Origin of the sequence: Roseibium sp. SCP14 (assembly GCF_040329475.1) — a bacterium.
In the GTDB taxonomy this organism is placed as follows: domain Bacteria; phylum Pseudomonadota; class Alphaproteobacteria; order Rhizobiales; family Stappiaceae; genus Roseibium.
Genome location: NZ_JBDZYH010000001.1, coordinates 1,412,649 through 1,439,339 on the forward strand (window position 1 = coordinate 1,412,649; position 26,691 = coordinate 1,439,339).

Sequence of the window (26,691 nt, forward strand, 5' to 3'; positions counted from 1 at the left end):
TCGACCGGCCTCCGTCCCTTTCCCGGAGAAATTGATATGGAATATGTCTCCTCACTACCCGTAACTCTCGTTTTCATAGCGCTGTTTGCGCTGCTCCAGATCCCGATGACCATAGTTGTCGGTTTTCGCCGCGTTCAAACCGATACGCACTTCCTGGACGGCGGCGATCAGACCTTGTTGAAGCGCATGCGTGCGCATGGAAACTTCACCGAGACCGTGCCCATTTCCCTGCTCGCCATGGCGGCGGCAGAGATCGCAGGTGCACCTCACCTGCTGCTTTGGGCCGGAGGCTGCGCGCTGTTGCTTGGACGCCTGATGCACTACGGAACGCTTGTGAACTCCGGTTTTGGACATGGTCGATCAATCGGCATGATCTTCACAATGACACCGATGCTGATTTTTCCCGGATACATCCTTTTGACCCTTGCTGGCCTGAGATTGTGAACCGACGACACAACTTGATCCGGATGCATCGTTTCATCCGTTGATAGGTTTCTCACCTTCCCTACGCTGCTTCATGGCGCCAGCGTGGGGCTTTGCAAGACCTGAAGCCATTGCTTTCGCTGTTTCCCGTCCGTATCGCGACCCTGGGCGCAATCTTCGCGCATTCCCGGTTTCACCGACAGCTTGCAGCGTGCAAGACTTTCCGAACATGTGACCTCCGACCTGCCCCGTCATGTCCCGCGAGCGTTTTGGCGCGCTTTGCGAGTGCGATTACCTTGTTCTGCATTACCTATGAGCGAAACGGAAAGGCGGTCGCTTCCCAAGGACTTGGCACCAGGTAAGCCTGACATGTGCCGGGGCGCCGCTATCTATTGAATTGAGTAGCAAACGCCAGCAACAGGAACGCAAGCATGAAACTCAAGGTGGACGGTCAAATCCGGGAAGTGGATGTAGAACCGGACATGCCGCTTCTATGGGTTCTGAGGGATGAACTCGACATCAAGGGCGTTAAGTACGGCTGCGGTGTCGCGGCCTGCGGTGCCTGCACGGTGCACCTGGACGGCGTTGCCGTTCGTTCCTGTCAAACCCTTGCTGAGGATGTTGGTGAGGCCGAGGTGACAACCATTCACGGCCTTGGCACACCCGAAACGCTTCACACGGTGCAAAAGGCATGGATCGAACACCAGGTGGCCCAGTGCGGATACTGCCAGTCCGGACAGATCATGCAGGCGGCCAGCCTGCTTGCAGAAAACCCGAACCCGTCGGACGAGGAAATCGCCGAGGCCATGTCAGGCAACCTTTGCCGCTGCGGGACTTTCCCGCGTATCCGGGAAGCGATCAAATCCGCATCCCGGGCGATGAAGGGAGCATAGGTCATGGGCAAGGTGATGAAATATACGCGACGCGCCTTTCTGGTCGGTGCAGCCGCCGTCGCCGGTGGGGTCGCTTTCGGTTACTACCAGGTGCAGAAGCCCCATGCCAACCCGCTGCTTGACGACAAGGGCGATGGCGAAGCGGTGTTCAATCCCTGGGTCAAGATCGACACGGACGGCGTGACCCTGATCACGCCGCATTCCGATGTGGGTCAGGGCGCAACGTCCATGCAGGCCGCCCTGATCGCGGAGGAACTGGATGTCGACTTTGGTCAGTTCACGACCGACTTCGGCGCACCGAGCCCAGCCTACTACAATACCGCCCTTGCCGCCGAAGGTGCGCCGTTCATGTCGACGGACGAAAGTTTCACGGCGGAAACCATGAGAACCGTGATGGGCGGCGTCATCAAGCTGATGGGAATGCAGGTGACCGGTGGATCGAGTTCCGTTCCCGATTCAATCGACAAGCTTCGCAGGGCTGGTGCTGTCGCCCGGGAAACCCTGAAGCTGGCAGCCTCAAGGCAAACCGGGTTTCCCGTCGCCAGGCTGACAACAAAAAGCGCCGCAGTTGTTCTGCCGGACGGAACCGTATTGCCCTACACGAGCCTCGCGGCTGATGCAGCCAATCTGGAACCGGTCAACGACGTCGAGCTGCGCAGCCCATCGGAATGGCGTCTGATCGGCAAGGACATGAAGCGGCTGGACGTCGTCGCCAAATCCACCGGCACACAGGTCTACGGCATTGATCTGGAACTTCCGGATATGGTTCATGCAACGGTGATGCTGAACCCGCGTCAGGGTGGTGAGTTGAACGATTATGACGCAAGCAGTGCCGAACAGATGCGTGGCGTAAAGTCGATCCTTCCCGTTACCGGCGGTGTTGCGGTCGTCGCCGACAACACCTGGCGCGCAATTCAGGCTGCCCGTGCCATAGAATTCGACTGGGGACCTGCCCCCTACCCGCCCGAAATGGGCGGCCACTGGAAAATCCTTGGCGACAGCTTCACCGAGGAACGCCTTGACAGTGAATGGCGCAATGACGGCGAAGTGGAAGCCAATCTCGGCGCTGCACCGACGACGGCTGAGTATCGCGCCCCTTACGTGGCGCACGCGCCGCTCGAGCCGCTCAGTGCAATCGTCAGGGTTACCGATGACGATGCCGATGTCTGGGTCGCGACCCAGATGCCGCGCTTTGTGCAGAACAATGTTGCCCTGATCACCGGATTGGAGCCTGATCGGGTCAAGATCCACAACCAGTTCGCCGGCGGCAGTTTCGGTCACAGGCTCGAGGACGAACATGTCAAACGAGCCACCGAAATTGCGAAGACAATGAAAGGCGTGCCGGTCAAGTTGACCTATTCGCGCGAAGAAGACTTTGCCCACGACTTCCCGCGCCAGATTGCGATGGCCAGAATGAAAGGGGCTGTCGGGAACGGTAAAGTCGAGACCTACGACCTTGAAATCGCTTCTCCGTCGGCAGCTGAATCCCAGTTGTCACGTCAGCCGATCGATATGCCGCCTTCTGCCGACAAGCAGCTTGCGGCCGGTGCCTGGAACCTCCCCTATGCGATCCCCAATTTCCGCATGCGCGCCTATCGTGCTCAAGGCCTCGCGCCAACCAGTTCCTGGCGCTCGGTGGGAGCCTCCACCAACGGTTTCTTTGCCGATGGTTTCCTGGACGAGCTCATTCACGAGGCCGGAGCGGACCCGCTGGCAGAACGTATCCGCCTGGCAAACGACGATGTTGCCCGCAAGGTGCTTGAAGCTGTTGGAGAAATGTCGGGTTGGGGCAGCGAACTCGGGCCGGACCGGGGCCGCGGCGTCGCCTTTGTCTCGTCATTTGGCGTGCCCGTTGCCGAAGTCGTCGAAGTCACCAACACGGATAGCGGCATAAGGATCGACCGGGTTTTCGTCGCCGCCGATGTCGGACGCGTTGTCGATCCGGTCATGTTCGACAACATGGTCAAAGGTGGTGTTATCTGGGGTCTCGGCCATGCAATGAATTGCGAGATCACTTATTCCGACGGCATGGCAGAACAGGAGAACTTCTGGGACCACGAAGGCATGCGCTTCAACCAGTGTCCCGAAATCATCGTCAAAGGCCTGGAGAATTCAACCAAGATCCGCGGCATCGGCGAACCACCGGTGCCACCCGCTGCTCCAGCACTTGCCAATGCGATTTTCGCGGCAACCGGCACGCGCCTGCGCGAAATGCCGTTCAACAAGTTCATCGATTTTGCCTGAACGCAAGACCCGGCCACAGTCTCCTGTGGCCGGGTCTTGAAGAACAACGCCGGCGAGAGCCGCGGGGACGCTCTGCGCTTGTCTCGCCAACTGTTCAGCAGTGCCGCTTCCCTTTTGATGAAGCAGCGTGGCAAATCACTCGGCAGCGACCGCGATGTCGCGATGCGACCGGCGAGCCCAGGGACGGGTTCCGACCGGGATTTCATCCACGGTGCCGACCGGTTGCAGGTACTTTGTGACCTCCGGCCATTCGCCTGCCTTCAGTGCTTTCAGGACTTCCGGCTTGGAAATCTCAAAAGAAGAAACGCCGCAACGGCGGGCCAGTGGGACCTGGTCGAGAATGTATTTCCCGGCCGCACGGATGTCGCCTTCATAACCGATCTGCTCGCGCAGAACACGGGCAGCGGAAAAACCGCGACCGTCGGCAAAGCTCGGGAAGTCCACAGCAACGTAAGCCAGGCGGCTCAGGTAGGGCAGAAGCAGTTCGACGTTGTCTCCAGCTTCGACGAGAATTGCCGTCTGGCCATCCCGAGCCAGATATTCATCGGCGTTTTCCAGGAACAGGGTCTGCGGAACCAGGGCGTTGCCTTCCACTGCAACACCTGTTTCGGCATCAACGCGGGCCCAGTTTTCTTCGACGAACTCGCCGTCCTTGTAGATCGTTGTCATTCTTGCGTCCTCAATATCCGGTTCAGGCAGCGGTCAAATGCCGCTGCCGTCGATTTCCTTGCCATGGGTCGGCCAGTGAATGCCGCACTCGGTTTTTTCCTGTCCGCGCCAGCGGCCTGAACGCGGATCTTCACCCGGTGCCACCTTGTCCGTACACGGCATGCAGCCAATGGACGGGTAGCCTTGGGCGACGAGCGGGTGCGGCGGCAGATCGTGGGTCTTGGCATAGTCCAGGATCTCGGCAGCCGTCCAGTCCGCCAGCGGATTGACCTTTACCCGGCCCGCATCAAGTTCGAAATGTTCAAGGCTCGACCGTGATGCACTCTGGAAACGCTTGCGTCCGGAAATCCAGGCTTCAAAGCCTGAAAGCGCCCGCTCCAGCGGCACAACCTTGCGGATGTGGCAGCAGGCGTCGGTGTCGCTCATCCAGAGCATGCCGGCCGGATCCTGCTCGTCCAGATCTTCTTTCGTCGGCTTGAAGGTGCGTACATCGGTCAGACCGAGCTTTTCCACCAGCTCATCGCGGTAAAGCAGCGTCGCGGGGAACAGCTTTACCGTGTCGACGAATAATACCGGCGTCGACGGATCGATCTGAGCAACCATGTGCAACAGAACGGCCGAATCCGCACCAAAGCTCGAGACCATGGCTATGTCCCCGGCAAACTGATGCCGGATTGCGCCCATCAGAATTTCCTGCGCGGACTGATCCTCAAACTGTGCATTCAGGGCGGCAACTTCCGCCTGAAGACCTAGTTCCGGATCAACGCCCAGACTGAATGTCTCATGCAGCGCCATAAAGGGCCTCCTTGAAGGGCGCCTCCCCAACCCGGCGATATGCCTCCAGGAAGGTTTCCTCTTTGCCTGACCGCAGGCCAAGATAGGTATCGACCAGCGTTTCGATGGCATCGATCACCTGTTCGGAGGAGAAGCCTCGTCCGACGATCTCGCCAATGGATGCGTTTTCGTTGGCCGAGCCACCAAGCGTCACCTGATAGAATTCCTCGCCCTTTTTCTCCAGGCCGAGAATGCCGATGTGGCCGACATGGTGGTGGCCACAGGCGTTGATGCAGCCGGAGATCTTGATCTTCAGCTCACCGATTTCCGCCTGGCGTTCCGCAGTTCCGAAGCGTTCGGAAATGCGCTGAGCGACCGGAATGGAGCGGGCCGTTGCCAGCGCGCAATAGTCCATGCCCGGGCAGGCGATGATGTCGGTGATGAGACCGGCATTGCCTTCGGCAATTTCCGCCTCGACCAGCTTGTCGAAGAGAGCCGGCAGATCATCGAGCTTCACATGCGGCAGGATGACATTCTGCTCGTGGCTGATACGCAGCTCATCGTGGCCGTATTGCTCGGCGAGATCAGCAATCACATCCATCTGGTCGTCGGACGCGTCACCCGGAATGCCACCGATCGGCTTCATGGAAAGCGTCACGGAAGTGTATCCCGGTACCCGGTGCGGGTTGAGGTTATGCGCCAGGAACTGGGCAAAGGCAGCATCCTTGCCCCGGCGTGCCTCAACGGCTTCAGACGTTGCGGACCCGACTTCAAGTGGTGGTGGGGCGAAGTAGGCCTCGATGCGGCGAACCTCTTCGTCCGGCAGACGCAGAACACCGTAGCGGATCTTTTCGAATTCCGCCTCGATGTCCGCCTTCAGTTCTTCGAGGCCGGTTTCGTGCACAAGTATCTTGATGCGTGCCTTGTATTTGTTATCGCGGCGACCGTAGCGATTGTAGACGCGCAGGATTGCTTCGGAATAGGCCAGGAGGTCCTCTTCCGGCAGGAAGTCACGCACCTTGCGGCCGATCATCGGTGTGCGGCCAAGACCACCGCCGACAAAGACCTCAAAACCGATCTCACCGTTGTCACCACGGGTCAGCTGCAGTCCGATATCGTGGACCTGAACGGCGGCACGGTCGTTCGGAGCGCCGGTGATGGCGATCTTGAACTTGCGCGGCAGGAACGAGAATTCCGGATGCAACGAAGACCATTGACGCAGGATTTCCGCATAGGGGCGCGGATCTGCAATCTCGTCGGCAGCAGCGCCGGCGAAGTGGTCAGCCGTCACGTTTCTGATGCAGTTGCCGGAAGTCTGGATGGCGTGCATTTCAACTTCAGCCAGCTCTTCCAGGATCTTCGGCGTGTCTTCCAGCTTCGGCCAGTTGAACTGGATGTTCTGGCGCGTGGTGAAGTGGCCATAGCCCTTGTCATACGTGCGGGCGATATGAGCCAATTTGCGCATCTGACGGCCGTTCAACGTGCCATAAGGAATCGCGACACGCAGCATGTAAGCGTGAAGCTGCAGATAGAGACCGTTCATCAAACGCAGCGGCTTGAACTCGTCTTCACTGAGTTCACCGGCCAGACGGCGGCGGACCTGGTCCTTGAACTGCTCGGTGCGCTGATTGACAAAACTCGCGTCAAATTCGTCGTAACGGTACATTCTTCTCTCCTCGTAAGGCGCTGCCGTCGGTATCTTTTCAAGACCCGGGCGCTGCCCTTCGTTCCTGTCTCGCTTAGGCGGAAACCGCCTGGGCCTGCTTGCCGAAATTCGGATGAGTGGTCGGTCCGGCGGCGCGAATGCGCTCACGCAGGCGAACCGGGATGATGACGCCGTCCTCGACGGTCACGTCCATTTCGTAGACGCCAACGACTTCCTGGTTCCGTTCGGCATTCGCACCGATTTCCAGTCCCTCGGCAACGGCTTCCTTGCCTTCGAAGGTCCTGGCAAGCGTGACACGCTCGACCCAGGCATCGTTTTCTCCAAGCCAGACAACATCGCCGTTCAGCAGGCGGTTGGCGGTTATGACTTTCATCGCGTCTACTCTCTATCTACGTCAGGCGACTGCAGCCCGGGCCGCTTCAACCGGCGCCAGGGGCTCAGCATTGTTCAGGGCGGCATGGCCGACGGCCTCGCCGATCACGATCAGAACCGGACCATCGATCTCGGTGCGGTCCGACAGAACCGCGAGTTCGGAAATGGTTCCGGCGAATTGGCGTTCATCCGGGTGGGCAGCGTTCTCGATCACTGCAACCGGGGTTTCAGGCTTCAAACCGGCGCCGATCATGCGCGTGGCAACCGAGGCGGCAACGGAACGGCCCATGTAGACAGCGACAGTTGCGCCTTTCAGCGCCAGTCCTGCCCAATCCGGCAGGGTTTCGGACTTTGCGTTGTGTCCGGTCGCAAAAACCAGGTTGGAAGCAACTCCGCGAAGGGTGAGCGGGATCTGAGCCGAAGCTGCCGCGGCAAAGGCTGCTGTAACGCCGGGGACAATTTCAAAACCGATTCCACCTTCGCGGAGCGCTTCCATTTCCTCTGCGGCCCGGCCAAAAATCATCGGATCTCCGGCTTTCAGGCGCACAACCTTGAGGCCCTTACGGCCAAGATCCACCAGAAGCTTGCAAATTTCGGACTGCGGCACGGAATGCGCGCCCTTGCGCTTACCGACATGAATGCGTTCCGCATCCCTGCGACCCATGGCAACGACATCTGCCGGAACCAGGGCGTCATGCACGATGACGTCAGCTTCCTGCAACAGGCGCTGCGCACGAAGCGTCAAGAGATCTTCTGCACCAGGACCGGCACCAACCAGCCAGACGAACCCGGGCTCGTCGGCCATGCTGTTCAACAGGCGCTGTGCTTCCGAGCGTGCCTTGCCTGACTTGCCGGCATAAAGATTGGCGGCAACGGCTCCGGAAAAGAAACGAGCCCAGAAGTTCCGGCGAAGTGCACCATCAGTGATCATTCTGGTGGCAGCATCACGGAAATTCTCCGCAAGGCGGGCAAGTTCACCCGTCGCCCGCGGCAACATCGCTTCGATGCGGGCACGGATATGTCGGGAAAGAACCGGACCGACGCCGGTGGAAGTAATCGCGACAGCGATAGGCGCACGATTGACGAGCGCTCCCGTGTAAAAGTCACAGAGCTCCGGCTTGTCGACCGCATTTACCGGCACGCCGGCAGCTCGCGCCGCATCGACGACTTCCTTGTCGAGGTCCCAGTCTTCACGCGCTGAAAAGACAAGCGCGGCGTCCGTGAGGTGCTCGGAGCGGAAATTTTCGGAAACAAGCTCGGCTTCAAAAAGCTCAATAGCCGCCTGAAGATCCGGCTCGATTTCCCGGGAGACAACAATGATCCGCGCGTTGGTTTCACCAAGCAGCCGGACCTTAGCAGCAGCTTCCGCACCATGGCCGACAACCAGAACCCTCCGGCCGGCGACTTTCATGAATGCAGGAAACACGTCGAGCCGGGATTCCGGCTTTTTCAGTGTTTTTGCAATGTCGCCACGGCTTCCAGCCATCTGCAGGGTCTCCAATCCCAGTTTGATGGCCTTAATGTAATGGGCAGCCAGCCGCAGCGCCGGGCACCGGATTTCAAAGCTTGGCTCAGAAGCGGAATAGTTTTTTCCGTTATGCTGGTTTGACCAACTGGCGTTCCCGCGGACCGGGCTTCACATCGTGGTAGGAACTCCATATTCCTTAAACAATTCCGCCCTACCCTTGATTGTGCGTGACGAATGATGCTCAGCCCGATATCTGTGACACCGGACGCTCGACTCACAAAAAGAAATCAGAAGACATGCCCTCTTTGAAAAAAATTCTCGTTCTTGCAACCTTGATCAGTCTGCCGGTCGCCTCGCCTTCCGCAATCGCACAAGAAGCCAATCAAGCCGAGCTTTGGCAGACGCGCTGTGCCGGACAATCCAGATCAGCCGAAACACTGATCTGTGAAACGAGCCAGAGTGTTCGCGTGAAGGAAAGCGGACAGCTGCTTTTCAAGGTGGATATCATCTATCCTGCCAACAATGGCGCACCCGTCTTCCAGATGCAGGCACCGCTCGGTTTCTATCTACCGGGCAAAGTGAAGCTTGCCGTGGACGGTACGCCCATGAGCGAACTGGAAGTCGGCACCTGTGATCAGCGCGGCTGCTTTCTGACGGCTGAGGCGACGACCGGCATGATCGACGCCATGAAAGCCGGGGCGCAATTGCAGATCGACTTTGCACCGGCTGCGGGCCGACGCCAATCCATCAATGTTCCGCTGACAGGCTTCAGCCGCGCAATGGCCGCGATTCAATAAGCCAGTTCGACAGGCACAGATCTGCCAACGGCATGCCCCTCCTTGATGCCGCTACGTAATTCGCTTAGCCTTTCTAATCGAATGGCGAAGATGTGTGATTGCGTCCGCCATGGCATCAGGGGGGAGTGATGCGACTTCTTCATTATCTGACTGCGGCCCTGCTGTTCGCCGCAAGCTGTGCCGGACAGGCGAGCGCTACAGTTGTGGAAACCTTCCGGTTGGGCGGCTGGAGCGGCAGTGCGTTCACCGACGACCAGAGCGGCCTGTTCACCACCTGTGTTGCTTCTGCGAGCTATCGCAGCGGTATAACGCTTTATGTGCAGGTGGACACCCAATACAGCTGGGCTCTTGGCTTCTCATCGCCGGACTGGAACATGGAAGTGGGGGCAGACATTCCACTTCAATACCGGATTGATCGGGACGAATGGCAAAAGGGTGTTGCCAAGGCGACTTCCAAGGAACTCGCTCGAATGCAGATGCCTCAAGGTGGCTACATCATCACCCGCTTCCGCCGTGGCCAGGTCCTTTATGTTTTCGACGGCACCAACAATTACGAGTTTCGCCTGACAGGCACCTCCCGGCTGATGAAGCGCCTGGCCGACTGCGTTGACAAAAATGCCGCCCGCTATGGCGCAGCTCCCGGAATGGCCGACGCCGCTCAGGGTGAAACCACCAGCGGCCTTGGACAAACCAAACCAGCAGAAAACGAGCCGGCGACCGCTTCACCCGACGAAGCGCAGCTTGCCATCGAAGCGACCCAGGCTCTGTTCAACCTGATGGGTGGCGCGGGTATTTCAGGACTTAAGCTCACACCCGACGGTCAGCGGGAGGGAGACCTCAACGGGCTGCATGCGGTTGCCGCAAACAAGTCCCGCACTCTTGTTGCCCATATCTTTGCACCCGGCACCTACACCAGCGAAGGTGACCTGATGTCGATCATCATCGGCGATTCCCAGAAAGCCTGCGAAGAAGGTAGTTTCTCGTCCGGAACCAAGCGCATCGCAGAAGCCGGCAAGGAGCTTTACACCAGCTACGCCAATTGCGAGGCGGGCGATTATCAGCTGAAGGAGCGTGTGGCCTTCATCAAACGTAAGGCAGGCGGCATTTTCGTCTATGGCGTTGCCGATACGTATGTCGGCGAAGGCGGAGGCAACCCGGTTTCGCCACCGGATCTGACGGATGACGCGTTTTATTCAGCGGCAGCGGTGGCTGCTGATTGAGATTTGATCGTCGACGGACTGCCCTCCCCTCCATTCCGATGATCGAAATGAGACAGCTGTATCAACATCTTGTCATCCCTGCGAAGGCAGGGATCCAGTAATCGTTGAACTGCCGCCCTGTCAATTCACCGACCAAACGGTGTACTGGTTCCCGGCTCGCGCTGCGCTTGGCCGGGATGACAACCGGCGGCTGCCATCACAATGAACTGACGGCGGCTCATCCCCGAACCGATGCAGAATTACTCCGCCAGCTTGCCTCGCATTGTCATCCCTGCGAAAGCAGGGATCCAGTAACCTACTGAGTCAGCAATCATAAAATCTCTCGTTACACGGAGTACTGGATCGCGGTTTTGCCGCTGACGCATCAAACCGGGATGACAAAAAGTGACACACAAAAAAACCGGCGAAAACCGCCGGTCTTTCCTGTTCAGACAAGATAGGTTCAACTTACTTCATCGCCTGCATCACCGAGACGAAGTTGGCGACTGCCGCGCCGCCCATGTTGAAGATGCCGCCGATTTCGGCGTTCTTCACCTGGATGTCGCCCGCCGTGCCGGTGAGTTGCATCGCGGTCAGCACATGCATGGAAACGCCGGTGGCGCCGATCGGGTGCCCCTTGGCCTTCAGGCCACCGGACGGGTTGACCGGCAGCTTGCCATCCATCTCGGTCCAGCCTTCCAGCACGGCCCGGGCACCCTCGCCCTCCGGCGCAAGACCCATGGCCTCGTATTCAATCAGCTCTGCAATGGTGAAACAGTCGTGGGTTTCAACGAAGGACAGATCTTCCAGCGCCAGATTCGCGTCGCCCAATGCTTCCCCCCAGGCTCGTGAACAGCCTTCGAATTTCAGAATGTCGCGTCTGGACATCGGCAGGAAGTCCTGGACATGTGCCATGCCGCGGAAGGCCACGGCCTTCTTCATACCGAGCGCCGTTGCCGGATCGGTCAGTACGAGCGCAGCCGCGCCGTCGGAAACAAGCGAGCAGTCGGTGCGTTTCAGCGGACCGGCGACGAACGGGTTCTTTTCGCTTTCCGCGCGGCAGAATTCAAAGCCCAGATCCTTGCGCATCTGCGCATACGGGTTGTTGACACCGTTCTTGTGGTTCTTCGCCGCAATCTTGGCGAGCGCATCGGACTGATCGCCGAATTTCTGAAAGTAGGCGTCGGCAATCTTGCCGAAGACACCCGCGAAACCCGCCGGAATATCGCCTTCTTCCTTCAGATAGGAGGCTTTCAGGAGGTTCTTGCCGATTTCGGGACCAGGCGTGGTGGTCATCTGCTCAACCCCGACGACGAGGACGAAACGAGCATCACCGGAGGAAATCGCGCGCACGCCCTGATGGACGGCCGCCGAACCGGTCGCGCAGGCGTTTTCGACACGCGTTGCAGGTTTGAAACGCAGCGCGGGATCGGCCTGCAGCACGAGAGAGGCCGTGAAGTCCTGGGTCGAAAAACCTGCGTTGAAATGGCCGAGCAGGATCTCGTCGACATCTTCCGGAGCAATTCCGGCGTCGTGGATGGCGTCAACCGCCACCTTGACGATCATGCTCTCAACAGTTTCTTCCGCATGCTTGCCGAAGGGCATATGCGCCCATCCCACCATGGCTGCCGTCATGACACTTCCTCCAGGTTCTTTCTGTTAAGGTGGCGGTTGGAAGCTATGGATCCAAGCCTGCGCCAGAAATTGCAGGGTCCACCTTAGGGAAACTCAGCTGGGCCAGACAGTCCCAAGATCCATGCTGCTTTGCAAGAAGAAATTGACCTATACGTCATTATTTTTTATTTAGCTTTTATATTTCAGATGATTAATTGATTTTTTAAAAGTCAGATCAAGCATGGACTTTTGCATCGCACACAAAATTAGAACCTTCCGCCCACATAAAATCGCCCGTCAGGGATTCATTCACATCTCTGTCACTCGAGCAGGCTATTAAGGCCTCGTTCCGGACAAAATCCTTTTTTGGCAATTTTCATTTGCTCCACCGGCCCTGCTCTGCGGGGCCGGTTTTTGCTTTTGCTACCTGACCTTAACACGATATCGAAGCTGTTCCCGAAAAGGCTTCACACGACTTTTTACCCAAGGTCTCTTGACCAGGCGATCCGCGGCATATAGCCATTCAAAGCGCTTTGAATTACAAAATACCGCCTGAGAAGCGGAACGGAGACCGGCAATGTTCGAAGAAGCCGAAACGGGCCAGGAGGCCGACATGCCAGCAAACATCATCAAAGATCCGGACTGGTGGCGCGGTGCGGTGATCTACCAGATCTATCCGCGTTCGTTTAACGACACCAACGGTGACGGGATCGGCGACCTGAACGGCGTAACGGAACGCATGGACTACATCGCCTCGCTGGGCGTCGACGCAATCTGGCTGTCTCCGTTCTTCACCTCTCCCATGGATGATTTCGGCTATGACGTCTCGGACTACGAAGATGTCGATCCGATGTTCGGTACGCTTGCGGATTTTGACCGGATGACCTCGGCTGCGCACGCGCGCGGCCTGAAGGTAATGATCGACCTGGTGATTTCCCACACCTCCGATCAGCATCCCTGGTTCAAGGAGAGCCGGTCCTCGAAGGGCAATGCCAAGGCTGACTGGTATGTCTGGGCCGACGCCAAGCCGGACGGCACACCACCGACCAACTGGCTCTCCATATTCGGCGGACCGGCCTGGGAATGGGACAGCCGCCGCTGCCAGTATTACATGCACAACTTCCTGACCAGCCAGCCGGATCTGAACTTCCACAATGCTGAAGTGCAGAGCGCCGTTCTGTCCGCTGCCAGGTTCTGGCTGGATCGAGGTGTTGACGGTTTCCGGCTGGACACGGTGAATTTCTATTTCCACGACGCCGAACTCAGGGACAACCCGCCGCTCAGCGCCGACGAAATGCCATCAACGGTAGACCCGACAAATCCGTATGGCTTTCAGGACCACATCTATGACAAGACCCGGCCTGAAAACCTGGAGTTCCTGGAAAAATTCCGTGCGCTGCTCGACAAGTACCCGGGAGCAACCTCGGTGGGTGAGATCGGAGCGGACGGCCAGGCCGTTGAGCTGACGGCTTCCTACACGGAAGAGAACAAACGCATCCACATGGCCTACAGCTTCGACCTTCTGACACCCCAGCATTCGGCGCCCTATATCCGCCGGATCGTGGAGGAGATGAACGAAGGCATCGGTTCCGGCTGGGCCAGCTGGGCCCTGTCGAACCACGACGTCAACCGGGTGGGCAGCCGCTGGGGTGACGGCCTGGACCTTCAGAAATTTGCACCGCTTGAAACGGCTCTTTGCGCCTCATTGCGCGGAACGCCCTGCCTCTATCAGGGTGAGGAACTTGGCCTGACGCAGGCCGAAGTTCCCTTTGAGAAGCTGCAGGATCCTTATGGCATTCGCTTCTGGCCGGAATACAAGGGGCGCGATGGCTGCCGCACGCCGATGCCCTGGGTCAAGGACAATGCACACGCCGGTTTTTCGGAAGCCGATCCCTGGCTGCCGGTCGCGCCGGAGCATCGCGAACAAGCGGCCTTTGAACAGGACAAGAACCCGAACTCCATCTTGAACCGCAACAGGGCGTTTTACGCCTGGCGTCAAGATCATACCCCGATGAAAAAGGGTGACATGACGTTCCTCGAAAGTCCTGGCGAAACGCTTGTCTTCACCCGCAGCCACAAGGGCGAGACAGTGCTGTGCGCCTTCAACCTGGCGAACAACGAGGAGACGATCACTCTGTCCGGCCTTCAACTGGAAAACCTACATGCGCCGGGTTTCGCCGGGTCTGTTGACGGATCCACGATCACGCTTGGCGGCCTCGACGCAGTCTTCGCGCGGGTCGTATCCTGAACTCTTTGCTTCAAAACCTCTCCCGGCGCGGCTAAAAAGACGCGCCGGGTTCTTCCGGTCACATTGCAACGAGCCGGAATTTTCATGACAACGCGCCTGCCTCTTTCAGTCTTCATCATTGCGAAGGACGAAGCCGACCGGATTTCCCGTCCGATCAAAAGCGTAAGTGCATGGGTCGATGAGGTCATTGTCATCGACAGCGGCTCGAGCGACGACACGGTTGCCGTAGCCGAAAGTCTTGGCGCCAAGGTCGTTCACAACGACTGGCCCGGCTATGGCCCCCAAAAGCGGTTCGGTGAAGATCAGTGCCGCAACGACTGGCTGCTCAATCTGGATGCGGATGAAGAAGTCAGCCCTGAACTGGCGGCTGAAATCCAGGCGAAATTTGCTGACCGAAGCTACAGGCAAGCCGATGGCTGGCGCATCATGATCCGCGACATGTATGCCCACGAAAGTGCACCCGCTCCCTGGGCTTACGGCTATCACCAGATCCGCCTCTACGACCGTCGCAAGGGCCGTTTTTCTGACTCCATTGTTCATGACACGGTACGCCCGCAGGAAGGCGCTAGAATCGCCAACCTTTCCGGCATCATGGCGCATCGTTCGATCCGCTCGCTTGATTTCCAGGTCGGCAAGTACAACCGCTATTCCGGCATGCAGGTGGAAGAAATGCGTTCCCGCGGCCGGAAGCTGCCTCGCCTCCGCCTCCTGACGGAGTTTCCGGTGAGCTTCTTCAAGGCTTACTTTGTGCGCAAATATCGCAAGTACGGCTGGTGGGGTTTGATCCTGTCCATGAACTACGCCCATGCCCGGTTCTTGCGGGTGGCCAAGGCCTATGAGGCGGAGCTGCTGGACAAGAAAGAGAAGCCTTAAGCTTCCTCCTTCGCTTCGATCAAATCGTCCTCCATAACGGCATGCCGTTCCACCCGGATCGGCTGCCGCACACCTGTTGTATGGTTGAAATGCTCGAGACGCCGGATTGTGGTCAAAGTGAGTGTATGCCCGCGAGACAGGACAAGTTCGTGACTGTTTTCGGTCAGCACATCATCAATCAGATTGTCGCCGGGCTGCAACGAGCGAATATAACATTCATAGACCGACCCCTTCTTGTCTTCCGGAATGTCGTCCAGGAGAATGACCCGAGCCATAGCCAGAAGTCTTGGGTCGTATTTGCGCCTGTTGATTGCGAGCGCCTCGAACGCCGCAGCATCGGGCCCGCTTTCCGGGCTCGCATACCAGAGATCGGTCAGGAGTTTCAGAATGCGGGAGATCATCGGGATCTCTTCGCCGACCGGACCGTCCTTGGGAAATCCCGAGCCATCAAAGCCGCGAGCCGACAGATAGAGGTGCTCCGATACCTTTTCCAGTTGAGGAATATTCTGCAAGAGCTCCCGCGTCTGCGCCGGTGCCCTGTCGAGAACATCACGCTCCTGCTCCGTCAGGCTGCGGGCCGCGCGATAGCGGGCCAGGATCTGTTTGGGCAACAGCGCTTCGCCAAGCGGTGACAGCATGACCGCCATTTCCAGTTCCCAGGTCTTTTTCATCTCCAGCTGTCTTGCCAGCCGCAGCGCCTGCTTGCGAACCGTTCCGGTGCGCCGGAAAGCTTCCGGATGAAAGAGGCCCAGCATATCGATCAAGAGCTTGACCGAGCCGGCAAGCGTGCGCTCCAGCATTGCCCTGTCTTTTGCCAACTGCCGGTGATGAGCAAGCGCAGCTTCCAGCGCGGCGATCAATTGCTCCGGGTTGCAGGGTTTTTCCAGATACAGGAAGGCATGGCCTTCATTCAGCGTTTTCTTGATTGCCTCTGCCGACGTTTCCCTTGTCAGCATTACGCGTGCCGCTTGCGGCACGATCATTTCCGCAGTGCGCAGGAACGCCGTACCACCACGGCCGGGCAGATTGAAGCAGGAAAAGATGACGGCAACACCATGGTTCTGCTTCAGGAATTGAAGTGCTTCTTCCGAAGCGGAAAAACAGCCGATTTCGTATTGCTCGCCAAACAAGCGTTGAAAGCCGGTTTGAATGTTCTCATCAGGATCGACGACTACAATCAGGTCCGTGGTCTTGTCCATGCACGGCATCCTTTTCTTGCGCGGTCCAGCGGCAACAAGTGTCCATGAGCTGAACTTCGCAAAGATCCTCTCATGAGACGGATAACAAATACTTGCGGTCTTCAGACCGTTTTGCCTGGTTCGGCAAGAGCTGCAGATGCCTGAAATCAATAGTGGTCATCCGTTGCGTTGCTGCTCTATAAGGCGCCATGCTTGATGTCCTGATACTTGGTGCCGGTCCGGCCGGGTTGTTTGCAGCGGATCGACTGGCTGCACGCGGTTACTCTGTTGCGGTGGTCGATCAGATGCCGTCGCCGGCGCGCAAGTTTCTCATGGCCGGTCGAGGGGGCCTCAACCTCACCCATAGCGAAGACCTTTCAGCTTTTCTCTCCCGATACCGGGAGGCGGAAGACTTTCTGGCTCCCTTGGTCCGGGAATTTCCACCACAGGCCTTGAGAGACTGGTGTCACGACCTCGGTCAGGAAACTTTTGTCGGCTCCAGCGGCAGGATCTTCCCGACCGTCATGAAAGCGTCTCCGCTGCTCCGATCCCTGTTGCGCCGGCTGGAAAAGAACGGCGTGGAACTGCGCGCCCGCCAACGGTTCACCGGTTTTTCAAAGGATGGTCTGCCTGCTATCGAGCCGGAGAACGGCAGGCATTATACTCTTCCAGCAAAGACGATAATGCTTGCGATGGGCGGTGCCAGCTGGCCCAAGCTCGGTTCAGATGCCGGCTGGGTGCCTGCCCTTGAAGAGCACGGCATCGAGGTCAACAGGTTTCAGCCTTCCAATTGTGGTTTTCAGGTTGCCTGGAGTCCGTTCTTGCGGGATCGCTTTGCCGGGTCGCCGCTCAAACGCATCGCTCTGAAACTGGGTGAAAATATCGTACAGGGCGAGGCCCTGATTTCTGAAAAAGGCCTTGAAGGTGGCGCGGTCTACGCCCTGTCCGCCGAAATCCGCGAAACCATCAACACAACCGGAATTGCAGAGCTGCGCATCGATCTTCGCCCGTCGACCAGCGTCGAGGAGCTGACGCGTAAACTCTCCCGTCCACGCGGAAAACAGTCCTTTGCAACGTTTCTGAAAAAGACGCTCAAGCTTCATCCTGTGGAACAGGCTCTCGTGAGAGAAGCCGGACCGTTTCCCGAAGATCAGAGCACTCTTGCCAGGCTGATCAAATCTGTTCCGGTCACATGCACCGCTCCTTATCCGATCGACAGGGCGATATCGTCTGCAGGCGGAATTGCGCTTGATGAACTGAACGACGGTCTCATGCTCAAAAAACTGCCGGGGGTGTTTGCTGCTGGCGAGATGCTGGATTGGGAGGCTCCGACGGGTGGGTACCTTTTGCAGGCATGCTTTGCCATGGGGTACCGGGCAGCGAACGGCATCGTCGAATATCTGAAATCAACAAAAGAAGGTCAGGCGGAATGACCGTGCTTTACGTGGACGCGGACGCCTGTCCGGTCAAAAACGAAGCGGTTCGTGTCGGAGAACGCCACAACGTACCGATCAAATTTGTCTCCAACAGCTGGATGCGCCTGCCCGATGGTGACCTGATTGAGCGCGTCGTTGTGCCGGAAGGCCCTGACGAGGCAGACAATTGGATCGCCGAAAGAGCGCAGACGGGCGATGTAGTCATTACAGCAGACGTTCCCCTTGCAGCCCGATGCGTCAAGGCGGGTGCGCTGGTCATCGGCCCGACGGGCAAGCCCTTTCGCGAAGACGGTATCGGCATGCGCCTTGCCATGCGCGACCTGAACACACATCTGCGCGAAATCGGTGAAATCCGGGAAGGTGGACCAGCGTTTTCCAAGAACGATCGCTCGCGTTTTCTCAATCAGCTGGAAACAACCATGCGTGCGGCCAAGAGAATGGCGGGTGGAACCTGAGGCAATTCCATTTCGCCAAGAGGTCTCAAGGCAGGCTGAACTTCCGAAGAGCGATCCAACTGCTTTCGAGCATTCTCATTGCGAGGTTCAAACGAAGACGCCCTGCAAGGCGCGGGAGGCGGCGCCTTGCAGGGAGTAGCCGGAAACCCCTCTGGGGGGTGATTACGCCCCGGCGTTATTGACAGAAATGGTACTGACCGGAATAGGCCAGGAAATAACCCGTGTTCGGATTGAAAGAGCGATATCTGCTGCTGCAATACTGATACCAGGCCGGGGTCCATGGGGCCGGACGGTAGGTAACAACAGGAGCCGGGGCCGGCTGATAATAGACCGGAGGCGGCGGAGCAACGTAGCGCGGTTGCGACAGGGCGGACCCGAGAATTGCACCGGCAGCGAGACCACTTACAACGCCGACGCCAACCTGCCAGCCTTCTGCGGCGTTTGCCGATTGAGTCTGCGTTGTCAAAGCTGCACCTGCGACGAGAGCCAGCGCGACGGATGTATTTGCGAACTTCTTGTACATGACAGCGTTCCTTCGGTTTTGTGAGGCGCTTGGCTCGCCCCCAGCTCATGAAAGGACATTAGCGCTGCCGTTTCTTGAGCTCTGTGACCAGGGTCACAAGGGGGCGTATTTGCCGTTTATGCCTGTCCTCAGGTTTCAATCGGGCGTTCGAAAAGCAAGGCCGCGTGCCTCAGATCACCTCGGGTTTCCTCCCGAAACGCCGTATCTGAGGGTGAGTTTTCAAAACCTGGTTGGCCAAAGATTGAAGGGAAAACGGCCATTGTAAGATAATTCCATGTAACAAATTCGGAGGGGTTGCAGAAAAATGGAGATTGTTTGGCAATTCAGCTTCTGAATGATCTTTCACTTGCCGAGCGGGCCGGTGGAACCTACATTAACCGCCATCGGCACGCGTTGTGCCGTACGGGACATGACGTAGACCCGGTTAGACTGACTTCGGCGGCTGCTCCATTAAGCGCCGCTCTGAATACCCAAGCTTTCCGTTTCTTATTGAGCTCTCGTTTATTCGCGCCTGCCCCCTAATCGGGCAAGCGCAACCAACTAACGGAAAGGTTTCTCCATGCGCGAGAACGGCACCATCAAATTCTTCAATCACGATCGCGGCTTCGGTTTCATCACGCCGGAAAATGGCGGCAAGGACGTTTTTGTTCATGTCACCGCTTTCGAGCAGGCAGGCATCGGAACGCCGGTTGAAGGCGCAAAGATCTCTTTCGTTGCTGAAGACGACCGTCGTGGCCGTGGCAAGCAGGCCGCGCAGCTCGAGCTGCTCTAATCAAAGACGTATTTCCCGCACCAAAGCTGCTGAGGCTCGGTGCGACTAATGAAATTGAAACGGGGCCAATCGGCCCCGTTTTTTTGTTTCTGGAAAATTTCCTGCGGAAATATGCTTTCGGCTAGAGCATGCAATCCAGAAGTTCGTTCTCGCCAATCACCCCGACAATCGCACCGTCCTTTTGAACGACGACCGGGTCGGAACTGGTCTTTTTCAGTTTGGCGACATCGCGGATCGGCGTATTGATCTCGCAGGTCAATCCGCTTGCGAGAGAACCGGGAAGACTGCCGGGAGGAACCATGACGTCACGGGCGCGCAGGACATTCAGCGGGTTCATGTGACTGACGAAGTCCGCCACATAGTCGTCGGCCGGATTCTTGACGATTTCCTGCGGCGTGCCGAGCTGGATCACGCGTCCGCCTTCCATGATGGCGATGCGCGAACCGATCTTGGCCGCTTCATCAAGGTCATGGCTGACGAAGATGATAGTCCGGTTCAATTCCTTTTGCAGGTCGAGCAACTCGTCCTGCAGCTTGTCGCGGATCAGAGGATCGAGTGCGGAGAACGGTTCGTCCATCAACAGGATCGGTGCGTCCGTTGCAAACGCGCGCGCCAGACCGACACGCTGCTGCATACCGCCTGAAAGCTCGTGAACGAACTTTTCGCCCCAACCGCTAAGCCCGACCAGTTTCAATTGCTCCTCGACCTTCGAAGCCCTGTCCTTCGGAGACATGCCGGCAAGCTCAAGTCCGAACCCGACATTTTCGGCAACCGTGCGCCAGGGCAGCAGGCCGAATTGCTGAAACACCATGGCAATGCGATGGCGCCGCAACTCCCTGAGATCGTTTTCCGAACAGGTCTCCGGGTTTACATACTGGTTGCCGTCGTGAACCTGCACTTCCCCGCGGATGACCGGGTTCAGACCGTTCACCGCCCGCAGCAGCGTCGATTTGCCGGAGCCAGAAAGGCCCATAAGCACCAGAACCTCGCCTTCATGAATGTCGAAGGTCGCGCCTGCGACACCGAGGATCTGCCCGGTTGCCGCCTGGATCTCCTGCCGGGTCTTTCCGGCATCCATCATTGGCAACGCGGATTGCGGATCATTGCCGAAGACAATATCGACTTCCTTGAAGGAAACGACGGGTTGCTTGTCTGCGTCGCTCATCGCTTTCCTCCCTCTTCAGAACGGAAAAACCGATCAAGGACGATGGCTATGAGGACGATGCAGACGCCAACTTCGAAGCCCTGCGCGATATTCACTGTGTTCAAGGCTCGTAGAGTCGGAACTCCCAGCCCGTCGGCACCGACAAGGGCTGCAATCACGACCATCGACAGGGACAGCATGATCGTCTGTGTCAGTCCGGCCATGATCTGCGGCAATGCATAGGGAAGCTCGATTTTCCAAAGGAGCTGAGACTTGGTTGCCCCGAATGCCTTTCCGGCCTCCAGCAGAGCGACAGGTGTCGAGGACACTCCGAGCTGGGTAAGCCTGATCGGGGCCGGAATTGCAAAAATCACCGTTGCGATCAGGCCCGGAACCATACCAAGGCCGAACAGGATCAGCGCCGGGATCAGGTAGACGAATGTCGGGATCGTCTGCATGAGATCGAGAATCGGACGAAGACCGGCATAGAACCTGGGATGATGTGCTGCAAGAACGCCGACCGGGATGCCGACGGCCATGCAGACCACCGACGCGGCAATCACGAGAGCCAACGTCTCGGTGGTTTCTTCCCAATAGCCCTGATTTATGATCAGAAGCAACGCGAATGCTACAAAAGCGGCGAAGGCAACGGTTCTGTGAACCGCATAACCAATTGCCACAGCGATTGCGACTATGATCAGCGGATGCGGCGTCTGTAGAAGCCAGAGAATTCCGTCGATCATTGTTTCGAGGAATATCGAGATACCGTCAAACACCCAATAGGCGTTTTCGGTCAACCAATCGACAAAGCTACGCGCCCAAGGGCCGATCGGCAGTTTGTGTTCTGTCAGCCAGTCCAACCCGCTGCTCCGGTTTTCTTATTCTTGTAAAAAAGTTGACGCCGGGCGGGAGGTCCGCACCGGCGTCATGTCTTTCAGCATTAGAGGCCGAGAGCGCCTTTCACGGCAGAAAAGCTGTCGCCGCCGTCGAAGGTCTTAACCCCAACCAGCCAGTTTTCGAACGTGGCCGGATGCTCCTTCAACCAGGCAGCAGCTGCCTTATTCGGATCTTCGCCATCGATCAGGATTGCCCCCATGATCTCGTTTTCCATCGCGAGCGAGAACTCGAGGTTCTCAAGGAGCTTGCCGACATTCGGGCACTCGGTGGTGTAACCTGCACGAACGTTGGTATAGACCGTGGCACCGCCGTAATTCGGGCCGAAGATTTCGTCGCCGCCTTCAAGATAAGCCATCTTGAAGTTTGCATTCATCGGATGCGGTTCCCAGCCGAGGAACACGATGTCGTTTTCCCGCTTGTTGGCGCGAGCGACCTGAGCCAGCATGCCCTGTTCGGAAGATTCCACCACTTCAAAGCCTTCCAGACCATAAAGGTTCTGGTCGATCATGCCGATGATGAGGCGGTTGCCGTCATTGCCCGGCTCGATGCCGTAGATCTTGCCGTCGAGATCGTCGCGGAACTTGGTAATGTCCTGGAAGGACTTGAGGCCCTTGTCGTAAGTGTATTGCGGCACAGCAAGGGTATATTTCGCGCCTTCAAGGTTCGCGCGGACGGTCTCGACCGAACCGTCTTCCCGGTAAGCCTTGATGTCACCTTCCATGGTCGGCATCCAGTTGCCGAGGAAGATGTCGATATCCTTGTTCTTCAGCGAAGCATAGGTCACCGGAACGGAAAGGATCTTGACTTCCGGCTTGTACCCCAGCGCTTCCAGAACCACGGAAGTCGCAGCAGTTGTCGCCGTGATGTCCGTCCAGCCGACGTCAGAAAAACGAACGGTCTGGCAGCTTTCCGCTTCACTTGCGAGCGCCGTACCGGACAACATAAGGCCAAGCGCCAGACCTCCAGCGATTTTCGCTGCAATTTTCATAATTATACCTCCTATGGAAAGTCTATCTTATTGTTTGATGCAGGGAGCGATTGAATTCAGCCCAAGCAATACCGCTCTCTGTTCCCTCCGCCAACAGCCTGCCTAAAACCGATCCAAACATCCACGGTAAAAATTTGCAAGTTTTCATTGATTGATTGATCAATTAAAAATAATACGGAAGCAGTTCAGGAGATCGCCATGCCCAAAGTCGGAATGGAAGCGGAACGGCGGCGCAGCCTCATTCACGCGACAGTTGATGCAATTCACGAACGCGGATACAGCGACATTACGATGGCGCAGATCGCGAAGCGCGCCGGTGTGTCCGGCGGACTCGTGCATCACTATTTCGGCTCGAAAGATCAATTGCTTGCAGCAACCATGCGTCACCTCTTGACGGAGCTGGGCCGGGCCATCAGCGAAGGTTTGGCCAAGGCGGAGACGCCGCGCGAGCGCATTTCGGCAATCATTGCCGGCAACTTCTCCGTCGACCAGTTTCAGCCGGCAGTCATTGCGGCCTGGCTTGCGTTTTACGTTCAATCGCGGACCACGAACAGCAACGGTCGTCTGCTGAAAATTTATGCAGCAAGGCTTGCATCGAACCTGACATTCAACCTGCGCGCATTCATGCCGCGGGATGATGCACTCCGAATCGCGGAAGGCACGGCCTCCATGATCGACGGCGTTTGGATCCGGCAGGCCTTGAGCGACACGCATACGGACCGGCAGGCTGCCATCGCGATGGTCGAGGACTATGTCGAAACCCAAATTGCCGCCCACGCAGCAAAAACGAACAACAAATAATCCGCCTGGAGTGCATTCATGACCGACCAGTTCGACTTCATTATCGTGGGCGCAGGATCCGCTGGTTGCGCTCTGGCCTACAGGCTTTCCGAAGACCCGAAAAACCGGGTTCTGGTTCTGGAGTTCGGTGGCACCGATGTCGGGCCGCTGATCCAGATGCCTGCAGCCCTCTCCTATCCGATGAACATGCCCCTTTACGACTGGGGGTTCGAGAGTGAGCCGGAGCCCTATCTCGGTGGTCGGAAACTGGCCACGCCCCGTGGCAAGGTGATCGGCGGTTCGTCTTCCATCAACGGCATGGTCTACGTGCGCGGTCACGCCTGCGACTTCGATACCTGGGAAGAAATGGGAGCCAGCGGCTGGGGCTACCGGCATGTCCTGCCCTATTACAAGCGCCAGGAACACAGCCATGGTGGCCAAAACGGCTGGCGCGGCACAGATGGCCCTCTGCATGTACAGCGCGGCACCAAATGGAACCCGCTTTTCAACGCCTTCAAACACGCCGGTGAACAGGCGGGTTACGGCATAACCGCCGATTATAACGGTGAGCGCCAGGAAGGCTTTGGCGACATGGAGATGACGGTCCATAGAGGCCGCCGCTGGTCCGCCGCCAATGCCTATCTGAAGCCGGCGTTGAAGCGCGGCAACATCGAACTGATCAAGGGGGCCCTCGTCCGCAAGGTGCTGATCGAAAACAGTCGTGCGGTTGGTGTTGAGTTCGAGACCGGCGGCGAGATCCGGGAAGCCAGGGCAGCGCGGGAAGTCATCCTGTCTGCATCTTCAATCAACTCGCCGAAGATCCTGATGCAGTCCGGCATTGGCGCGGCGGATCACCTGAACGAGTTCGGCATCGAGGTCATTGCCGATCGTCCCGGTGTCGGCGCCAATCTGCAGGATCACCTGGAACTCTACCTGCAGCAGGCCTGCACCCAGCCAATCACCTTGTTCAAGCACTGGAACCTGGTTTCCAAGGCCGTCATTGGCGCCCAGTGGCTGTTCTTCAAGCAGGGCCTCGGAGCATCGAACCAGTTCGAAAGCTGTGCCTTTATCCGCTCCAGGGCCGGGGTCAAGTACCCGGACATCCAGTATCACTTCCTGCCGTTCGCCGTGCGCTATGATGGCAAGGCGGCGGCTGAAGGGCATGGTTTCCAGGCGCATGTCGGGCCGATGCGCTCCAAGTCCCGCGGCCATGTCAAACTGACTTCGAACGACCCGCATGCAAAGCCGTCGATCCTCTTCAACTACATGTCGCATGAAGAAGATTGGGAGGATTTCCGCACCTGTATCCGTTTGACCAGGGAGATCTTCGGACAGGAGGCGTTTTCCCCGTATCGAGGCAAGGAGATTCAACCGGGTGGTCACGTGCAAAGCGACGAAGACCTCAACGGCTTCATTCGTGAACATGTGGAGAGCGCCTACCATCCATGCGGCACCTGCCGGATGGGTGCCAAGGACGACCCGATGGCAGTGGTCGATCCGGAATGCCGGGTGATCGGCGTGGACGGCCTTCGTGTCGCCGACAGCTCGATCTTTCCGCAGATCACCAATGGCAATTTGAATGCTCCGTCGATTATGGTGGGTGAGAAAGCCTCCGACCATATCCTCGGAAGAGACCCGTTGCCGGCCTCCAATCAGGAACCATGGATCAATCCTGACTGGGAAAGCAGCCAGCGTTAAAAGAACACCGGACCAACCGGCCCAAGAGACTCGCAGGAGCCCTTCATATGCGCGCGCAACCGACAGCTTCGCACTTCATCGGCGGATCTTACCAGGAAAGCCAGAGCGGCACGCCGTTCGACTCCCTTTACCCGGCCACGGGTGAGGTCATCGCCCAGATTCACGCCGCCGACGATGCGACCATCGACGCTGCGGTCCAATCGGCCAAGGAAGGCCAGAAAATCTGGGCAGCCACTGCGCCGGTCGAACGCGGACGCGTATTGCGCAGAACGGCCGAGATCCTTCGCGAGAAGAACCACGAGCTGTCCGTTCTGGAAACACTGGACACGGGCAAACCGCTTCAGGAAACCCTGATTGCCGATGCGGCCTCCGGTGCGGACTGCCTTGAATATTTCGGCGGGCTGGCCGCCACGCTCACCGGCGAACATATCGAACTGGGCGGTTCCTTTGCCTATACCAAGCGTGAACCGCTCGGCATCTGCTTCGGTATCGGCGCCTGGAACTATCCGATCCAGATCGCTTGCTGGAAAGCCGCTCCGGCGCTCGTGTGCGGAAACGCAATGATCTTCAAGCCCTCAGAGGTAACTCCGTTGAGCGCGCTGAAACTTGCCGAGGCCCTGAAAGAAGCCGGACTTCCGGACGGCGTCTTCAATGTCATCCAGGGATTTGGCGACGTCGGCGCGAAGATGGTTGCCCATCCGGACATTGCCAAAATTTCCCTGACCGGTTCGGTACCGACAGGTGCCAAGGTCGCCGCACTTGCCGGTGAACACCTGAAAAAGACGACGCTTGAACTTGGCGGCAAGTCTCCGCTGATCGTCTTCGAAGACGCCGATATCGAGAATGCGGTTTCAGCAGCCATCAACGCCAACTTCTATTCCACCGGCCAGATCTGCTCGAACGGAACCCGAGTGTTCGTTCACAAGGACATCAAGGAACAGTTTGTCGCCCGTCTGGCGGAACGCACTTCAAATGCCGTGCTCGGCGACCCGCTTGACGAGGCGACCAACATAGGTCCGCTGGTTTCCAAGCAACAGCTGGACAAGGTTCTCTACTATATGCAGGTAGGCCAGGACGAAGGCGCACGCCTGGTGTGCGGCGGCGGCTCGGCAACGGTCGACAGCTTCCCCGATGGTTTCTTCGTCCAGCCGACTGTGTTCGCCGATGTTACCGACGACATGCGCATTGCGCGCGAGGAAATTTTCGGTCCGGTGCTGAGCGTTCTCGACTTCGATGATGAAGCCGACGTTGTTGCCCGCGCCAATGACACCGAATTCGGTCTTGCTGCCGGTGTCTTCACCAAGGACATTCAGCGCGCGCACCGCGTGATCGACCAGCTGCAGGCGGGCACGTGCTGGATCAACACATATAATCTGACACCGATCGAGATGCCCTTCGGCGGCTACAAGAAATCCGGTATCGGCCGTGAAAACGGACATGCGGCGATTGAGTATTACAGTCAGATCAAGAGCGTCTACGTGGAAATGGGTGGCGTCGAAGCCGCATTCTGATTTTCTTCACGCTTCATAACGGCAGGTTCCGGCCTTCTGGCCGGAGCCTGCCTTTTTCTTTGGTCATTC

General features: G+C 57.9%; 24 protein-coding genes. 13 read left to right on the top strand and 11 right to left on the bottom strand.

The window, feature by feature from the left end; all coding sequences use genetic code 11:
* Nucleotides 1-36 precede the first annotated feature (36 nt).
* The 3 genes from ABLQ08_RS06485 to ABLQ08_RS06495 all read left to right on the top strand — a co-directional run bounded on the left by ABLQ08_RS06485 (nucleotide 37) and on the right by ABLQ08_RS06495 (nucleotide 3,560).
* Nucleotides 37-444 carry an MAPEG family protein gene (locus ABLQ08_RS06485; protein WP_352940300.1) on the top strand — a complete coding sequence of 136 codons (408 nt, stop codon included), beginning with the start codon at nucleotides 37-39 and terminating at the stop codon, nucleotides 442-444.
* Nucleotides 445-854: 410 nt separating this feature from the next.
* Entirely contained in the window at nucleotides 855-1,316 is a 462-nt protein-coding gene (locus ABLQ08_RS06490; RefSeq protein ID WP_352940301.1) for a (2Fe-2S)-binding protein, read from the top strand.
* Between the two features lie 3 nt (nucleotides 1,317-1,319).
* Nucleotides 1,320-3,560 (top strand): xanthine dehydrogenase family protein molybdopterin-binding subunit, encoded by a 2,241-nt coding sequence (locus tag ABLQ08_RS06495; protein WP_352940302.1) that lies wholly within the window; start codon nucleotides 1,320-1,322, stop codon nucleotides 3,558-3,560.
* 135 nt (nucleotides 3,561-3,695) lie between these two features.
* Here ABLQ08_RS06495 and ABLQ08_RS06500 read toward each other — a convergent pair whose 3' ends face one another.
* The 5 genes from ABLQ08_RS06500 to cysG all read right to left on the bottom strand — a co-directional run bounded on the left by ABLQ08_RS06500 (nucleotide 3,696) and on the right by cysG (nucleotide 8,527).
* Nucleotides 3,696-4,229, bottom strand: coding sequence for a DUF934 domain-containing protein (locus ABLQ08_RS06500; protein ID WP_352940303.1), 534 nt, complete (start codon nucleotides 4,227-4,229; stop codon nucleotides 3,696-3,698).
* A gap of 33 nt (nucleotides 4,230-4,262) precedes the next feature.
* Entirely contained in the window at nucleotides 4,263-5,024 is a 762-nt protein-coding gene (locus tag ABLQ08_RS06505) for a phosphoadenylyl-sulfate reductase (RefSeq protein WP_352940304.1), read from the bottom strand.
* Nucleotides 5,011-6,669 carry a nitrite/sulfite reductase gene (locus tag ABLQ08_RS06510; protein WP_352940305.1) on the bottom strand — a complete coding sequence of 553 codons (1,659 nt, stop codon included), beginning with the start codon at nucleotides 6,667-6,669 and terminating at the stop codon, nucleotides 5,011-5,013. Before ABLQ08_RS06510 ends, ABLQ08_RS06505 begins: the two co-directional genes overlap by 14 nt.
* A 73-nt stretch (nucleotides 6,670-6,742) precedes the next feature.
* On the bottom strand, nucleotides 6,743-7,042 hold the full coding sequence (locus ABLQ08_RS06515) for a DUF2849 domain-containing protein (RefSeq protein ID WP_352940306.1): 300 nt from the start codon (nucleotides 7,040-7,042) through the stop codon (nucleotides 6,743-6,745).
* Nucleotides 7,043-7,063: 21 nt separating this feature from the next.
* Nucleotides 7,064-8,527, bottom strand: coding sequence for a siroheme synthase CysG (gene cysG, locus ABLQ08_RS06520; protein ID WP_352940307.1), 1,464 nt, complete (start codon nucleotides 8,525-8,527; stop codon nucleotides 7,064-7,066).
* A gap of 278 nt (nucleotides 8,528-8,805) precedes the next feature.
* Between cysG and ABLQ08_RS06525 the strand changes: the two genes are divergently transcribed.
* Together ABLQ08_RS06525 and ABLQ08_RS06530 are read left to right on the top strand one after the other, a co-directional pair.
* Nucleotides 8,806-9,306 (top strand): invasion associated locus B family protein, encoded by a 501-nt coding sequence (locus ABLQ08_RS06525; protein WP_352940308.1) that lies wholly within the window; start codon nucleotides 8,806-8,808, stop codon nucleotides 9,304-9,306.
* A gap of 128 nt (nucleotides 9,307-9,434) precedes the next feature.
* Nucleotides 9,435-10,526, top strand: coding sequence for a hypothetical protein (locus tag ABLQ08_RS06530; RefSeq protein ID WP_352940309.1), 1,092 nt, complete (start codon nucleotides 9,435-9,437; stop codon nucleotides 10,524-10,526).
* Between the two features lie 447 nt (nucleotides 10,527-10,973).
* On the opposite strand, the gene ABLQ08_RS06535 is transcribed toward ABLQ08_RS06530, so the two are convergent.
* A complete protein-coding gene (locus ABLQ08_RS06535) occupies nucleotides 10,974-12,140 on the bottom strand; it encodes an acetyl-CoA acetyltransferase (RefSeq protein WP_352940310.1) in 1,167 nt (388 codons plus the stop codon).
* Nucleotides 12,141-12,696: 556 nt separating this feature from the next.
* On the opposite strand from ABLQ08_RS06535, the gene ABLQ08_RS06540 reads away from it, so the two are divergent.
* Together ABLQ08_RS06540 and ABLQ08_RS06545 are read left to right on the top strand one after the other, a co-directional pair.
* The gene (locus tag ABLQ08_RS06540) at nucleotides 12,697-14,367 is read left to right on the top strand and encodes an alpha-glucosidase (protein ID WP_352940311.1); all 1,671 of its coding nucleotides are present in this window, start codon (nucleotides 12,697-12,699) and stop codon (nucleotides 14,365-14,367) included.
* A gap of 84 nt (nucleotides 14,368-14,451) precedes the next feature.
* On the top strand, nucleotides 14,452-15,240 hold the full coding sequence (locus ABLQ08_RS06545; protein WP_352940312.1) for a glycosyltransferase family 2 protein: 789 nt from the start codon (nucleotides 14,452-14,454) through the stop codon (nucleotides 15,238-15,240).
* Here the strand turns inward: ABLQ08_RS06545 and ABLQ08_RS06550 are convergent.
* On the bottom strand, nucleotides 15,237-16,439 hold the full coding sequence (locus ABLQ08_RS06550) for an HD domain-containing phosphohydrolase (RefSeq protein WP_352940313.1): 1,203 nt from the start codon (nucleotides 16,437-16,439) through the stop codon (nucleotides 15,237-15,239). The genes ABLQ08_RS06545 and ABLQ08_RS06550 overlap by 4 nt on opposite strands.
* Nucleotides 16,440-16,627: 188 nt before the next feature.
* On the opposite strand from ABLQ08_RS06550, the gene ABLQ08_RS06555 reads away from it, so the two are divergent.
* Nucleotides 16,628-17,851: a TIGR03862 family flavoprotein gene (locus ABLQ08_RS06555; RefSeq protein ID WP_352940314.1), complete on the top strand. Its 1,224-nt coding sequence runs from the start codon at nucleotides 16,628-16,630 to the stop codon at nucleotides 17,849-17,851.
* Complete coding sequence (locus ABLQ08_RS06560) at nucleotides 17,848-18,309, top strand: YaiI/YqxD family protein (protein ID WP_352940315.1); 462 nt, start codon at nucleotides 17,848-17,850, stop codon at nucleotides 18,307-18,309. The genes ABLQ08_RS06555 and ABLQ08_RS06560 overlap by 4 nt, the downstream gene beginning before the upstream one ends.
* A 175-nt stretch (nucleotides 18,310-18,484) precedes the next feature.
* Here the strand turns inward: ABLQ08_RS06560 and ABLQ08_RS06565 are convergent, their stop codons facing one another.
* Nucleotides 18,485-18,832, bottom strand: a complete 348-nt coding sequence (locus ABLQ08_RS06565; protein ID WP_352940316.1) for a BA14K family protein — start codon at nucleotides 18,830-18,832, stop codon at nucleotides 18,485-18,487.
* Between the two features lie 559 nt (nucleotides 18,833-19,391).
* Here ABLQ08_RS06565 and ABLQ08_RS06570 point away from each other — a divergent pair.
* Nucleotides 19,392-19,604: a cold-shock protein gene (locus ABLQ08_RS06570; protein ID WP_141188395.1), complete on the top strand. Its 213-nt coding sequence runs from the start codon at nucleotides 19,392-19,394 to the stop codon at nucleotides 19,602-19,604.
* Between the two features lie 121 nt (nucleotides 19,605-19,725).
* On the opposite strand, the gene choV is transcribed toward ABLQ08_RS06570, so the two are convergent.
* The 3 genes from choV to ABLQ08_RS06585 all read right to left on the bottom strand — a co-directional run bounded on the left by choV (nucleotide 19,726) and on the right by ABLQ08_RS06585 (nucleotide 22,633).
* Nucleotides 19,726-20,769: a choline ABC transporter ATP-binding protein gene (gene choV / locus ABLQ08_RS06575; protein ID WP_352940317.1), complete on the bottom strand. Its 1,044-nt coding sequence runs from the start codon at nucleotides 20,767-20,769 to the stop codon at nucleotides 19,726-19,728.
* Nucleotides 20,766-21,608, bottom strand: coding sequence for a choline ABC transporter permease subunit (gene choW / locus ABLQ08_RS06580; protein WP_352940318.1), 843 nt, complete (start codon nucleotides 21,606-21,608; stop codon nucleotides 20,766-20,768). The genes choV and choW overlap by 4 nt, the downstream gene beginning before the upstream one ends.
* Before the next feature lie 80 nt (nucleotides 21,609-21,688).
* On the bottom strand, nucleotides 21,689-22,633 hold the full coding sequence (locus ABLQ08_RS06585) for a choline ABC transporter substrate-binding protein (protein WP_352940319.1): 945 nt from the start codon (nucleotides 22,631-22,633) through the stop codon (nucleotides 21,689-21,691).
* A 198-nt stretch (nucleotides 22,634-22,831) separates the two neighbouring features.
* Between ABLQ08_RS06585 and betI the strand changes: the two genes are divergently transcribed.
* The 3 genes from betI to betB are packed head-to-tail and all read left to right on the top strand — an operon-like array spanning nucleotide 22,832 to nucleotide 26,622.
* Nucleotides 22,832-23,434 (top strand): transcriptional regulator BetI, encoded by a 603-nt coding sequence (betI, locus tag ABLQ08_RS06590; RefSeq protein WP_352940320.1) that lies wholly within the window; start codon nucleotides 22,832-22,834, stop codon nucleotides 23,432-23,434.
* Nucleotides 23,435-23,452: 18 nt separating this feature from the next.
* Nucleotides 23,453-25,111 carry a choline dehydrogenase gene (betA, locus tag ABLQ08_RS06595; protein WP_352940321.1) on the top strand — a complete coding sequence of 553 codons (1,659 nt, stop codon included), beginning with the start codon at nucleotides 23,453-23,455 and terminating at the stop codon, nucleotides 25,109-25,111.
* Between the two features lie 47 nt (nucleotides 25,112-25,158).
* Nucleotides 25,159-26,622, top strand: a complete 1,464-nt coding sequence (gene betB, locus ABLQ08_RS06600) for a betaine-aldehyde dehydrogenase (protein WP_352940322.1) — start codon at nucleotides 25,159-25,161, stop codon at nucleotides 26,620-26,622.
* Nucleotides 26,623-26,691: the final 69 nt, after the last annotated feature.